Here is a 12,504-nt window from a genome sequence, read left to right as displayed (position 1 = left end):
ACCTCCATTGCTGTCACTGTCAGCAGTTTGGCACGTTTACGGCCAACCCGCCCAGAGACGTTTCCTTGTACTTCTCATGCATATCATGCCCGGTCTGGCGCATGGTTTCGATCACTGAATCCAGCGGCACGAAGTGTTTCCCATCGCCACGCAGCGCAAGTGAAGCAGCCGAGACGGCTTTGATGGCCGCCAAACCGTTGCGTTCGATGCAAGGAACTTGCACCAGACCAGCGACCGGGTCGCAGGTCATGCCCAGATGATGCTCCAATGCAATTTCGGCGGCGTTTTCGACCTGCTCGGGCGTACCACCCATCACGGCGCAGAGGCCCGCTGCAGCCATTGCCGAGGCGCTTCCAACTTCAGCCTGACACCCAGCCTCAGCGCCTGAGATCGAGGCGTTGTATTTGACCAGCCCGCCAATGGCAGCTGCCGTAAGGAGGAAGTCCTCGATATGGCTTTCCGAGGCACCCGGAACGTGATCGAGGTAGTAGCGCAGTACGGCAGGCATCGTACCAGCTGCCCCGTTTGTGGGCGCAGTGACGACTTGCCCGCCAGCCGCGTTTTCCTCGTTTATCGCCATCGCATAGACGCTCATCCAGTCGTTGATGGTGTGCGGCGCGTTCAAGTTCATACCCCGTTCGGCCAACAACGCGTCGTGGATGCCCTTGGCGCGGCGGCGCACTTTCAGGCCGCCGGGCAGAATGCCATCCGTCTTCAGTCCACGTTCGATACAGTTGTTCATGACTTCCCAAAGGCGCGCGGTGCCTTTGGCGAAACTGTCCGCACAGCCCCGCGCGATTTCATTCTCGCGCTTCATCTGGGCGATGCTTTTGCCACTGGCGTTTGCCATCTCAAGCATTTCGGCCGCCGAGTGGAACGGGAAAGGCACGGCAGGGCCGTCATTGGTGGCTTTGCCTTCGGCCAGTTCTTCCTCGGTCAGAACAAAACCGCCGCCTACGGAATAATAGACCTGCCGCAGGATCACGTCGCCTTGTGCGTCGGTAGCCATCAGGATCATACCGTTGGCGTGACCCGGCAGGTTGTGGTCGTAGTCAAAGATCAGATCGGCCTTTGGATCGAATTGCAGGGTCGGCAACCCCTCGGGCGTGACTGAGTGCGTTTCAGCAATAGCAGCCAACGCGGCCTCGGCCTTGTCGTTGTCATAGGTGTCAGGAACAAACCCGGCCAGCCCAAGGATCGTAGCCCGGTCTGTTGCGTGACCTACGCCAGTAAAAGCCAGCGATCCGTGCAGCGATCCGCGAAGACCGGCGAATTCAAACGGCGAGGCGCGCATCAGGTCCAGAAACCGTGCGGCGGCAACCATCGGCCCCATTGTGTGTGACGAGGACGGGCCGATGCCCACTTTGAACATATCAAAAACAGACAAGAACATATCAGTTAGCAGAGCCTTCTGGAGGGTGAGCATAAGATGGACTGGTGAAGGGGGTAACCCCCAACCCCTCGGCCGCGATGGCAGCCCGGATTGCGGGACGGCTTTCCAGGCGCATCAGAATGGATTGCAGGTAAGGCGTATCCGCCAATTGATACCAACTGCGATCAGCGCGCTCCGGGTAAAGGGACATCCACCGCATCTGGCAGGCAAGGTAGTATGTAAGGACCGAGGGCTGATCGGCGTGCAACCAGCTGGGCGCAGTTTTAGCAACGTCATCCAGAACCCGAAGATGTTGGCGCAGGCGCGGGCGAATACCGTTGCGCAAGGTTTCGGCCTGTGCCGTGTCGATGTATTTTTCGGCATAGAACAGGATGCGCAGATCGGCATGTAAAGTGTTCGATGCGAAAAAGAGCCATTTCAGGAACGCAGCCCGATCCGGGTTGTCAGAGGCGGGAGCCAGTTGCGCATGTGTATCTGCCAGCCACAAAAGGATGGCGGCTGTTTCAAAGATCGGACCTTGTGGCGTTTCAAGAACCGGGATCAGGCCGTTCGGATTCAACCCTCTGTAAGCCGCGCCATCCTGTGCGTTTTGCCGTCGATCCACCAAAGCCGTCTGATAAGGCAGGCCCATCTCTTCCAGCACCAGTCTGATCACCAGAGAGGCATTGTCGGGGGCAAAGTGCAATCTGTAGGGCGCGTTCATGGGCTGTATGTATACACCAGCAGGGATGTCGAACGTCTCGATTGCGACGTTTCCAATAGGAAACGCGTAGTTTCGCGACAAGTTGGCCTGCTGGATCGGCGAATTGGCGCTCGCAGTTGCGTCGGACATTCCGTATAAATTCCGCAATACCAAGGGGGAATGCAACAATGACCGGAGATTTGTCACCCATAGACAAAGCCAAATATGCCGCGGCGCGACGGGCCGCTGACATGGTTCAGGACGGGATGCGCGTTGGGCTGGGCACCGGATCAACGGCCGCCTGGATGGTCCGCCGTCTGGGAGAGCGGGTGCAGCAGGAAGGTTTGCGGATCAAGGCTGTTCCGACCTCAACCCGTACCGCGCAACTGGCCCGTGAGTTGGGGATCGAGGTTGTCTCGCTGGATCAGGCGGGTTGGCTGGATCTGACCATCGACGGCGCGGATGAATTTGACGGCGATCTGAACCTAATCAAAGGCGGCGGCGGCGCCCATCTGCAGGAAAAGATCGTTGCCACGGCAAGCGATCAGATGATCGTCATTGCTGACGCCGGGAAAGAGGTCGAAACACTGGGCGCATTCCCTTTGCCGGTCGAGGTTATCCCTTTTGGCTGGCAGACTACGCGAACGCTGATCCAAGAGGCGCTGGATACGATGGATGTTCTCGGCACCTCAGCCGCGCTGCGCATGAACGGAGAGGCGCCGTTTGTCACGGATGAGGGCAATCACATTCTGGATCTGCACCTTCAGCGCATCGGAAATGCCAGGCAACTGGCGCTGGTGCTTAATCAGGTTCCGGGTGTGGTCGAGAATGGTTTGTTCATCGACATCTGTGACAAAGTTGTGATCGGCCACGGCGATGGTCGGGTCGAGCTGCGCGATATCAACGATGGAACGATCGAACTTGATCAGGCGGTGGAGGCAGGCGAGAACTTGTTCTCGGATCTGGCCGATTAAGCGGAGCAGACACAGATCGCTATTCTTCCCTTGTTTTATTCGGACACTACATTGCTTTGAGTGAAGTCGTGACCGCGAACGATTTGGGACACGTACAAGTTGGCACTTGGTTTGACCAATCCAAGACGCGGAGGCCGTCGTTGAATAAAACAAAAGCAACCATATCTGGGCGTTTGTTCACAACGCTGCAGCGGTTCCCTGCGCAAGTTCGAGAAATCGAAGAGGCCGGCGCCCCGGCGATCACTCTGGACAGCAGCGCGAGATAGAGTACACCCCATGCAAGGCCTGCGGGCACTTGCGGAAATTTGGAAGAGGCAGGACAAATGAGCTTTGACTATGATCTGTTCGTAATCGGCGGAGGCTCAGGCGGGGTCCGGGCCGCACGTGTGGCAGCTGGTGAGAACGGTGCCAAGGTGGGGCTGGCCGAAGAAGACCGTTACGGCGGCACCTGTGTCATCCGGGGCTGTGTGCCCAAGAAACTGATGGTCTTCGCCAGCGAGTTTTCTGGCATGGTCGGTGATGCGCAAGCCTATGGCTGGGACATTCAGGCCGGTGCTTTGAACTGGGATACTTTTCACGGCAAGCTGGTGACTGAACTGGACCGGCTTGAAGGCATCTACCGCAATATCCTGAAGAACAACGGTGTCGAAAGTTTTGACCAGCGGGCGACCGTTGTGGATCCACATACGGTCGAATTGGCGGATGGGACACGCAAGACAGCCAAGCACATCCTGATCGCCACAGGCGGTCGTCCGGTCGTACCGGAGTTTCCGGGATCGGACCTGGCGATCACGTCGAACGAAATCTTTCACCTTGAAAAACTGCCCCAAAGCATTCTGATCGTCGGCGGCGGTTACATCGCCAGCGAGTTTGCAGGGATAATGAACGGGATGGGCGTCAAGACCACTCAATTCTATCGCGGTGCACAAATCTTGCGTGGCTTCGACGAAGAGGCGCGTGGCCTGATCTGTGAAGAGATGCGCCAGAACGGCATCGATGTTCGTTTGGGCACCAATGTGCTGGAAATGACCAAAGAAGGCGACAAGATCCGCGTTAAGGCCACCGATGGCACCGAGGATCAGTTCGACGTGGTTATGTACGCCACCGGGCGCGCGCCGAATGCGGATAATCTGGGCCTCGAGGCGCTGGGCGTGGAACGTGGCCGCAAAGGTGAGATCGTGGTGGATCAGTACAGCCAGACTGGCGTACCCTCGATCTATGCCATCGGCGACGTGACCGATCGCGTGAACCTGACACCCGTCGCGATCCGCGAGGGGATGGCCTTTGTCGAAACCGTGTTCAAAGGCAACCCGACGCCTGTGGATCATGAATTGATCCCGACCGCGATCTTCACCCAGCCGGAATTCGGAACGGTAGGCCTAAGCGAAGAAGAAGGCGCGGCACAGGAACCGATTGAGGTTTACGCGACTTCGTTCAAGCCAATGCAAAAAGCTTTTGCTGGTGGAACACAGCGCGTGCTGATGAAGCTGATCGTCAGTCAGGCGACCCGTAAGGTTCTGGGTTGTCACATCGTCGCGCCGGGCGCGGGTGAGATGATCCAGCTGGCTGGCATTGCCGTCAAAATGGGCGCAACCAAGGAAGATTTCGACCGCACGGTTGCCGTTCATCCGGTGATGGCAGAGGAATTGGTAACAATGCGGCAACCTGTGCGCACTGCTTGATTTGCAACCGCGCGCACACAAGTTACAAGGGAACCCGTGATCACACGGTCCAACACAAGGGAATAGATACATATGGCGGGCAATAGCGGCGGCCCCTGGGGGGGCGGAGGCTCCTCGGGCGGCGGAGGAAATCGGGGTGACAACGGTGATGGGCGCAAGCCCCCCGAAGGCGATGGTCCGCAGATCCCCGAGATTGATGAGCTGATGAAGAAAGGCCAGGAACAGCTGCGCGTCCTTATGGGCGGCCGCGGCGGTTCAGGCCGAGGTGGCAACGGTCAGGGCTCTGGCGGCGGTGGCCCCATCTTCACAAAAGGTACGGTTCTTATTGGTGTCGTCGTCGCGGCGGTATTGTGGGGGGCGGCCAGTTTTTACACGGTCAAGCCCGAAGAACAGTCGGTTGAGTTGTTCCTCGGCGAATTCTCGGCCGTCGGAAATCCGGGTCTAAACTTTGCGCCGTGGCCTTTCGTTACCGCCGAAGTCATCCCGGTCACCCGTGAACAGAACGAAGATATGGGCGGCGCGCGCGGCAGCGATGATGGCTTGATGCTGACCGGCGACGAAAACGTGGTCGATATCGACTATCAAGTCGTTTGGAACATCAACGACCCTGCGAAGTTCCTGTTCAACTTGCGTGATCCGCGCCAAACGATCCGTGCGGTGTCGGAATCAGCGATGCGCGAGATTATCGCTCAAAGCGAGCTTGCACCGATCCTGAACCGGGATCGTGGTGTTATCGCGGATCGCTTGCAGGAACTGATCCAGTCCACAATGGACAGCTATGATTCAGGGATCAACATTGTCCGCGTGAACTTTGACAAAGCCGACCCGCCTCAGGATGTGATCGCCGCCTTCCGCGACGTTCAAGCTGCTGCGCAGGAACGGGACCGGTTGCAGAACGTAGCCGATGCCTATGCGAACAAGGTGTTGGCAGAAGCGCGCGGCGAAGCTGCGCAGGTTCTGGAAGAGGCAGAAGGATATCGTGCCCAACAGATCAACAGTGCGCGGGGTGAAGCCAGCCGCTTTAGCGCAGTTCTGGAAGAATACTCCAAAGCACCCGATGTGACGCGTAAGCGTCTGTATCTGGAGCGAATGGAGCAGATTCTGGGTGACGTTGACAAAATCATTCTGGACCAGAACTCATCCGGGCAAGGGCAGGGTGTTGTGCCCTATCTGCCGCTGAACGAGCTGCGTCGTAGCCCAGCCGGGGAGAGCAACTGATGCGTAAATCACCCATTATCCTCATTCTTGTCGTGATCCTTGGCGTCGTTGGCCTGTCTTCGATCTTCATCGTGGATGAACGTGAACGCGCGCTGGTCTTGCAATTTGGTCGTGTCGTCGCGGTCAAGGAAGACCCCGGTTTGGCGTTCAAAATCCCGGTGATTCAAGAAGTTGTCCGCTATGACGACCGTATCCTGTCTATTGACGTACAGCCCCTTGAGGTGACCCCTCTGGACGATCGGCGTCTGGTTGTCGATGCATTCGCACGGTACCGGATTTCAGATTTGAACCAGTTCCGCCAGGCCGTTGGTGTCGGTGGTATCCCGGTTGCCGAGGATCGTCTGGATCGTATTTTGCGGGCCGAAACCCGCGAAGTTCTGGGCTCGGTTTCGTCCCGTGACATCCTGAGCTCGGACCGTGCGGCACTGATGCTGCGCATCCGAAACAGCGCGATTGCCGAAGCACAGGCGCTGGGCGTGACTGTAATCGACGTGCGATTGAAGGCGACCGACTTGCCTCAGGCCAACCTTGAGGCGACCTTCGACCGTATGAAGGCCGAGCGGGAACGTGAAGCAACAGACGAACGTGCCCGTGGTAACGAGGCGGCGCAGCGTGTGCGTGCGCAAGCTGACCGGACCGTGGTCGAACTGGTGTCAGATGCACGTCGTGAGGCCGAAATCACCCGTGGTGTAGCGGACGCCGAACGTAACGCGATCTTTGCGGAAGCCTATGGCGCGGACCCGGAGTTCTTTGAATTCTACCGTTCGCTGACCGCGTATGAGAACGCGTTGCAGGGCGGCAATAGCTCGTTGGTTCTGAGCCCGGATTCAGAGTTCTTCAACTACCTCGCTTCGCCGACCGGACGACCAGCTCCGGCTGCTGCGGCCTCCGAATAATGGGGCTGATCCTTCTGGCTTTCGGGCTGGTATTGATTGTAGAGGGGCTGGCCTATGCGCTGGCCCCTTCGCTTATTGAGCGCATGTTAGAGGCACTGCGGTCACTGCCCGAGCAGGCGCGGCGGCTGGTCGGTCTGCTGAGCGTAGTTAGTGGGTTTGTCCTGCTATGGGGGGCTTATCAGGTTGGGTTTTGATGCGGTGACCTCACTTGCAGGTGATTTCCCCGCGATCCCGAGTTGCGGGCAAGGACAAACCGACTACATTAGTTCCTGAGAAGATTTGCCCGAGGGCAGTTTTACAAGACTTGTTGACAAGGAGTTCCCAAGTGCAGGCACACGCACGCAGTATTTCGGTCCGGCAGGACGAGGGTGTTGGTTTCATGCGGCTGATGTGGCTGGCCATTGCAGGGATGATTCTTGTTCTGGCCCAATCCGTCGCTGCGCAGGCGCGGAGCGAAAGCCTGGCGCCGCTGGCAGAAAAGATCAGCCCGGCCGTGGTCAACATTACCACCTCAACGTTGATCGAAGGCCAGACCGGCCCGCAGGGCATTGTGCCCGAGGGATCACCGTTCGAAGATTTCTTTCGCGATTTTCAGGACCGGAACGGTGATGATGAAAATCGCCCGCGCCGCAGCAACGCGCTGGGTTCGGGGTTCGTGATTTCCGAGGACGGCTACATCGTCACCAACAACCACGTGATCGCCGAGGCCGATGAAATCCTGGTGGAGTTCTTCCCCGGTGATGGACAGCCGCCGGAGGAACTGCCTGCCAAGGTGATCGGCACGGATGAGAAAACCGATATTGCGCTGCTGAAGGTCGAGGCCCCGGGCCCGCTGCAATACGTGCAGTTTGGCGACAGTGACGTCGCCCGTGTCGGTGATTGGGTTATTGCCATGGGCAACCCGTTGGGGCAGGGCTTCTCGGTTTCGGCCGGGATCGTTTCGGCCCGCAACAGGGCGCTGAGCGGTTCGTATGACGACTACATCCAGACCGACGCGGCCATCAACCGGGGCAACTCGGGCGGTCCGCTGTTCAACATGAATGGCGAAGTGATTGGTGTGAATACAGCGATTTTGTCGCCCAACGGCGGCTCGATCGGGATCGGCTTTTCAATGGCGTCCAACGTCGTGGTCAAGGTGGTCGACCAACTGCGTGAATTTGGCGAAACCCGCCGTGGTTGGCTGGGCGTTCGCATTCAGGACGTAACCGAGGACATGGCCGAGGCAATGGGGTTGGCCAAACCGGGCGGTGCGCTGATCAGCGATGTTCCGGATGGGCCGGCGAAAGATGCTGGTCTGCTGGCTGGTGACGTGATCCTCAGCTTTGATGGGGTCGAGGTCGAAGATACACGCGGCCTTGTGCGTCAGGTCGGCGAGACAACCGTGGGCAAAGCCGTGCGTGTTGTCGTGCATCGCGATGGCGGAACACAGACCGTCCTAGTTACTCTGGGGCGCCGTGAGGATGCCGAACGGGCCGATCAGGGCGAGGAGGAAACGTCTGAGGCTCCAACGGAAGAGAATGCTGACATTCTTGGTCTGACCATTTCGCCGCTGACGGACACGCTACGCACGGATCTTGGTCTGGAAGAAGACGCCGATGGGCTGGTTGTGACCGAAGTGGATGAAGCGTCTGAGGCGTTTTCCAAAGGGTTGCGCGCCGGCGATCTGATCACCGAGGCTGGACAGCAAAAGGTGACGTCGATTGAAGATCTGGAAGCACGCATGGAAGAAGCGCGTGAGGCCGGGCGTAAATCGCTGTTGTTGCTTGTACGACGCGGTGGCGACCCCCGCTTTGTGGCGCTGAGTTTGGGCGAGTAACGCACCACATCAAACGTTGTGACAAGGCCGGGGCAATGCCTCGGCCTTTTCCGTTTCACGTGGCGCTGAAAGTAAGTGAGCCACACGCCGGGGAGGCGCATGGCTCTGGTACAGGGAGAGGCCAGTGGACAGATATCGGGGATGATTCTCTGGCCCCCTACGGTAACAACTAAGACATTAGCTATTTTGGCATGCGCCGTATGTGAAGGAGGTCACAAGGTCAGATTAAGTCGGATTCGGCCAGTTCTTTCAGGGCGTTAAAGTCCTGGATCATCAACCCGCCGCGGGATGCCTCGACAACATTGTCGCGTTTCCAAGTGGAAATCGTCTTGGATACAGCCTCGCGCGTGGCACCGACGAACTCGGCCAATTCGCTTTGGGACAGGGTGATGCGCATGGCGGGGTCGTCCTGAAGGGCAGACAGATGCAGCAATTTGCGCGCCAGACGAATGGGCATCGGCAAGAACACTTGTTCGTTTAGCTGTGACCCCATCCAGCGCATGCGCAGGCCCGCCAGACGGATCATGTCGACGGCAAGATCGGGGTGCTGGCGGATCTGGTCCATCACGTCGCTGCGGCGCACGCGCAGCACGCTAGATGGCTCGGCCGCTGCTATCGTAGCGGTCCGCGGTCCGCTGTCGAACAACGCAATTTCGCCAAACACTTCGCCCGGCTTCATAAGGGTCAAAGACAGCTTGCGCCCGCTCATCGCAAGGAATGAAACCTCGAGCGTACCTTCAGAAATCACATACAGCGCATCGCCTTCGTCCCCCTGCTCAAACAGCACCTGGCCCTGATCCAAGGAAATCTCGGTCGCGAGTGCCGAAAGCATAGCCCTGAGTCGGTCTGATGCCTCGGACAGGAATCCGCTGTTTGGGAGTGCCTTCATGTGGTTGAGGGGTCTCCGGCTGCTGGTGTTGAGTGGTGCCCCAATGTTCCACAGCCGGGCTATTATTCCAAGGTTTTTATTGGTTTGCCTGATTGCGCGCTGTGTGACGGCTCAATATGAAAGCAAACGCATAAGCTGCGCGCCGATTATCAGTGTTCGCCTATTGGTGGTCTGGATCATCCATGTAGCGTTGCAACAGACTGAACTGAAGCATCAGGAACGCCATCAGCGCGATCGGAAAGGCGAAAGTTTCAATTTTGACCCACAGGTCCGTCGACATGGTGCGCCAGACAAATTCATTAGCTACGGCCAGAACCGCAAAGCAGCCGCACAACCGGCGGGTCAGGATCATCCAGCCCTCATGGCGCATCGGCAGCATGTCTTCGAGGACATAGGCCAGATAGGATTTCCCCTGCAGCAGGCCGATTCCAAGGATGACCGAGAAGAAACCGTAAACCAGCGTGGTTTTCATCTTGAAAAACCGCTCATCATTGAACCACGCAGTCAGGCCCCCAAAGAAGATGACCATGAAGGCGGTAAATATCTGCATCCGGCTCAGTTTGCCGGTCAAGTACCAGAGGATACCCATAGCGGCCAGCATCAGCGGGACGAAGATGATCGTGGCGACGATAAAGCCGGAGTATTCGGTACCTCCGATCAGGAAACTGTCGTCACGCAGGCGTAGGTAGATGAAGAAAAAGGCCAGTGGGGGCCCAAGCTCTAACGCCTGTTTCAGAAACGGATTGATTTCTTTTTTGCCTGACATGTCGGTTTCCTGATTTTTACCCGCCCATTTCAACTATTACGGCGCCCAATGCAATCAGTGCCATCAGCGCGACCCGTCTTGGCCCCACAGTTTCTTTTAACACCAACCACCCGATCAGCGCCGCAAAGACCGTCGAGGTTTCTCGCAGAACGGCGGCTTCGCCGACCTTGTCCAAGCGGGTGGCCAGCATGATTGCTCCGAAGGACATAGGGGCGATGATGCCTCCGGCCAAGCCCCGCAACATCAATGGGCCAACGGCTGGGCGGTTGATCATGGCGCGCCATCTGAGGAATGCGTAAATCGGCATCGCAAAACCGTCGATCATGAAAAACCACGCCAGAAAGGTGAACGGGTCGGCGGTGGCCCGGATACCATAGGCGTCATAAGTGGTGTAGAGCGCGACGAACAGGCCGGTTGCGATGGCCAGTACCAGCGCTATGCCCAGCGTTTCCCGGTTGGTTTCCAGAAAACGCAAATTATAGGCGGCCAGGCCGAAGATACCGGCCAGCAGAACCAAAACGCCAAACCATTGAATCCCGGTAAAGGTCTCGCCAAAGAGCAGATAGGCGCCGATGACCGTGAAAAGGGGGCCAGTGCCGCGTACGACCGGGTAGACGACAGTGTATGAACCCTTTGTATAGGCCATCGCCTGAAGGACCTTGTAGGCGATGTGGATCATCCAGACCACGGCGAAGATGGACCACATGTAGGGTTCAGGCCACGGCACCACGAAAAAGGCAAAAGGGGCGGCCATCAGGCAATAGCAGGCGTCGATTGCCCCACGGGACAGCCAGGGATCGTGACGGCCTTTCTGCAACGCGCCAAATACAGCATGCAGGAAGGCGGCCATCAAAGCGAGGCCAAGAGCCAGCTGATGGCCCGCTTCGGTGCCTTCGAGAGAAATCAGCCAGTCGCTCAAATGTCTGTCTTTTCGCTGGGAGGAGAGGCTGGGGGTTTTCCACCCTCAGACCCCCGGAGGATATTTGGGGCCAGATGAAGGGGGGATCAGGTTTGGTCCAGGCCAGTGAGGGCGGCGGCGAACTCTTCAGGGTCGAAGGGGGCGAGGTCGTCGATCTGTTCTCCGACGCCTATGGCATGGATCGGCAGGCCGAACTTGTCGGCCAGTGCAACCAATACGCCACCTTTGGCGGTGCCATCGAGTTTGGTCATCACCAGGCCCGACACGTCAGCGAGATCGCGGAATGTCCGGACCTGGCTCAGCGCGTTCTGGCCAGTGGTGGCATCCAGCACCAGCAGCGTGTTGTGCGGGGCGGTCTCGTCGATTTTGCGGATCACGCGGACGATCTTGGCCAGTTCCTCCATCAGATCCGATCGGTTTTGCAGGCGCCCGGCCGTGTCGATCATCAGCAGGTCTGCACCGTCTTGCTGCGCGCGGGTCAGGGCGTCGAAAGCCAATGAGGCTGGGTCTGACCCTTCGGGTGCGGTCAGCACCGGCACGCCGGCGCGGTCGCCCCAGACCTGGAGCTGTTCGACGGCGGCGGCGCGGAAGGTGTCCCCGGCGGCGATGACGACCTTTTTGCCCGCGGCTTTGAACTGGCTGGCCAGCTTACCGATGGTTGTGGTTTTGCCGGACCCGTTGACGCCAACGACCAGCACGACCTGCGGGCGCTTGGGGTAGATGGGCAGAGGCTTGGCAACCGGTTCCATCACACGGGCGACTTCCTGGGCGAGCAATTGCTTGATCTCTTGCGTGGAGAGTTTCCGGCCCAACCGCCCCTCGGCCATGTTGGATGTGACCCGCAAAGCGGTGTCGACGCCCATATCCGAGGCGATCAGCAGTTCCTCTAGCTGCTCAAGCATATCGTCGTCCAACGTACGACGGATGACGGCCTTGGCTTCGTTCCGGCCAAACAGGCGTCCCAACACCCCTTTGGATGGCGCGGCCTCAGGCGGCGGCGGGGCAGGGGTTGGATCGACCGGTGCGGGTTCAGGTGTTTCGACCGGCTGTGGCACAGGGGCGGGTTCAGGTGTCTCTGGCACCGGCTGTGGAACTTCGGGAACCGGTTCCGGCTGCGGCTCAGGCTCGGGGATAACTGGATCGGGGGCGGTCGTTTCCTCGCCACCATCTTCGACGATGGCATCCAGCCCCTGTTCGAGGCGGGACGAGGATTTGAACAGCTTGTCCTTGAGCTTTGAGAAAAACGCCATTTTTAGTCTCCGCAGGTGT

Annotated in this window: 12 protein-coding genes; 6 read left to right on the top strand and 6 right to left on the bottom strand. The window is 58.5% G+C overall.

Going from position 1 to position 12,504, the window contains the following annotated elements; translation table 11 throughout:
- Positions 1–19: 19 nt before the first annotated feature.
- Both AC2FLJ_RS03090 and AC2FLJ_RS03085 read right to left on the bottom strand, forming a co-directional pair.
- The gene (locus AC2FLJ_RS03090; RefSeq protein ID WP_058274837.1) at positions 20–1,393 is read right to left on the bottom strand and encodes an L-serine ammonia-lyase; all 1,374 of its coding nucleotides are present in this window, start codon (positions 1,391–1,393) and stop codon (positions 20–22) included.
- A 1-nt stretch (position 1,394) separates the two neighbouring features.
- Positions 1,395–2,096 carry a glutathione S-transferase family protein gene (locus tag AC2FLJ_RS03085; protein WP_496704492.1) on the bottom strand — a complete coding sequence of 234 codons (702 nt, stop codon included), beginning with the start codon at positions 2,094–2,096 and terminating at the stop codon, positions 1,395–1,397.
- A gap of 167 nt (positions 2,097–2,263) precedes the next feature.
- Between AC2FLJ_RS03085 and rpiA the strand changes: the two genes are divergently transcribed.
- The 6 genes from rpiA to AC2FLJ_RS03055 all read left to right on the top strand — a co-directional run bounded on the left by rpiA (position 2,264) and on the right by AC2FLJ_RS03055 (position 8,661).
- Entirely contained in the window at positions 2,264–3,049 is a 786-nt protein-coding gene (gene rpiA / locus AC2FLJ_RS03080; RefSeq protein ID WP_496704416.1) for a ribose-5-phosphate isomerase RpiA, read from the top strand.
- Positions 3,050–3,372: 323 nt separating this feature from the next.
- Positions 3,373–4,731 (top strand): glutathione-disulfide reductase, encoded by a 1,359-nt coding sequence (gor, locus tag AC2FLJ_RS03075; protein WP_496704415.1) that lies wholly within the window; start codon positions 3,373–3,375, stop codon positions 4,729–4,731.
- A 72-nt stretch (positions 4,732–4,803) separates the two neighbouring features.
- Entirely contained in the window at positions 4,804–5,949 is a 1,146-nt protein-coding gene (hflK, locus tag AC2FLJ_RS03070; protein WP_108858948.1) for an FtsH protease activity modulator HflK, read from the top strand.
- Positions 5,949–6,845 carry a protease modulator HflC gene (gene hflC / locus AC2FLJ_RS03065; RefSeq protein WP_108858947.1) on the top strand — a complete coding sequence of 299 codons (897 nt, stop codon included), beginning with the start codon at positions 5,949–5,951 and terminating at the stop codon, positions 6,843–6,845. The genes hflK and hflC overlap by 1 nt, the downstream gene beginning before the upstream one ends.
- The gene (locus AC2FLJ_RS03060; protein ID WP_496704414.1) at positions 6,845–7,039 is read left to right on the top strand and encodes a DUF2065 domain-containing protein; all 195 of its coding nucleotides are present in this window, start codon (positions 6,845–6,847) and stop codon (positions 7,037–7,039) included. Before hflC ends, AC2FLJ_RS03060 begins: the two co-directional genes overlap by 1 nt.
- 185 nt (positions 7,040–7,224) lie before the next feature.
- Positions 7,225–8,661 carry a Do family serine endopeptidase gene (locus AC2FLJ_RS03055; RefSeq protein WP_496704491.1) on the top strand — a complete coding sequence of 479 codons (1,437 nt, stop codon included), beginning with the start codon at positions 7,225–7,227 and terminating at the stop codon, positions 8,659–8,661.
- 220 nt (positions 8,662–8,881) lie between these two features.
- On the opposite strand, the gene AC2FLJ_RS03050 is transcribed toward AC2FLJ_RS03055, so the two are convergent.
- The 4 genes from AC2FLJ_RS03050 to ftsY all read right to left on the bottom strand — a co-directional run bounded on the left by AC2FLJ_RS03050 (position 8,882) and on the right by ftsY (position 12,485).
- Positions 8,882–9,550 carry a Crp/Fnr family transcriptional regulator gene (locus AC2FLJ_RS03050; protein ID WP_058274845.1) on the bottom strand — a complete coding sequence of 223 codons (669 nt, stop codon included), beginning with the start codon at positions 9,548–9,550 and terminating at the stop codon, positions 8,882–8,884.
- A 160-nt stretch (positions 9,551–9,710) separates the two neighbouring features.
- A complete protein-coding gene (locus tag AC2FLJ_RS03045) occupies positions 9,711–10,316 on the bottom strand; it encodes an inner membrane-spanning protein YciB (RefSeq protein ID WP_496704413.1) in 606 nt (201 codons plus the stop codon).
- 16 nt (positions 10,317–10,332) lie between these two features.
- Positions 10,333–11,235 (bottom strand): DMT family transporter, encoded by a 903-nt coding sequence (locus tag AC2FLJ_RS03040; protein WP_496704412.1) that lies wholly within the window; start codon positions 11,233–11,235, stop codon positions 10,333–10,335.
- Positions 11,236–11,321: 86 nt separating this feature from the next.
- On the bottom strand, positions 11,322–12,485 hold the full coding sequence (ftsY, locus tag AC2FLJ_RS03035; RefSeq protein WP_496704411.1) for a signal recognition particle-docking protein FtsY: 1,164 nt from the start codon (positions 12,483–12,485) through the stop codon (positions 11,322–11,324).
- Positions 12,486–12,504 lie beyond the last annotated feature (19 nt).

It is taken from the genome of Ruegeria sp. CDSA034 (assembly GCF_059612275.1).
This window is presented reverse-complemented; position numbering and strand designations above follow the sequence as displayed.

Excerpts from the sequence above, each read along its gene's own strand:
- ftsY (WP_496704411.1), bottom strand. The coding sequence starts at position 12,485 with ATGGCGTTTTTCTCAAAGCTCAAGGACAAGCTGTTCAAATCCTCGTCC.
- AC2FLJ_RS03090 (WP_058274837.1), bottom strand. The coding sequence starts at position 1,393 with ATGTTCTTGTCTGTTTTTGATATGTTCAAAGTGGGCATCGGCCCGTCC.
- rpiA (WP_496704416.1), top strand. The coding sequence starts at position 2,264 with ATGACCGGAGATTTGTCACCCATAGACAAAGCCAAATATGCCGCGGCG.
- AC2FLJ_RS03050 (WP_058274845.1), bottom strand. The coding sequence starts at position 9,550 with ATGAAGGCACTCCCAAACAGCGGATTCCTGTCCGAGGCATCAGACCGA.
- gor (WP_496704415.1), top strand. The coding sequence starts at position 3,373 with ATGAGCTTTGACTATGATCTGTTCGTAATCGGCGGAGGCTCAGGCGGG.
- AC2FLJ_RS03055 (WP_496704491.1), top strand. The coding sequence starts at position 7,225 with ATGCGGCTGATGTGGCTGGCCATTGCAGGGATGATTCTTGTTCTGGCC.
- hflK (WP_108858948.1), top strand. The coding sequence starts at position 4,804 with ATGGCGGGCAATAGCGGCGGCCCCTGGGGGGGCGGAGGCTCCTCGGGC.
- AC2FLJ_RS03060 (WP_496704414.1), top strand. The coding sequence starts at position 6,845 with ATGGGGCTGATCCTTCTGGCTTTCGGGCTGGTATTGATTGTAGAGGGG.
- AC2FLJ_RS03085 (WP_496704492.1), bottom strand. The coding sequence starts at position 2,096 with ATGAACGCGCCCTACAGATTGCACTTTGCCCCCGACAATGCCTCTCTG.
- hflC (WP_108858947.1), top strand. The coding sequence starts at position 5,949 with ATGCGTAAATCACCCATTATCCTCATTCTTGTCGTGATCCTTGGCGTC.
- AC2FLJ_RS03045 (WP_496704413.1), bottom strand. The coding sequence starts at position 10,316 with ATGTCAGGCAAAAAAGAAATCAATCCGTTTCTGAAACAGGCGTTAGAG.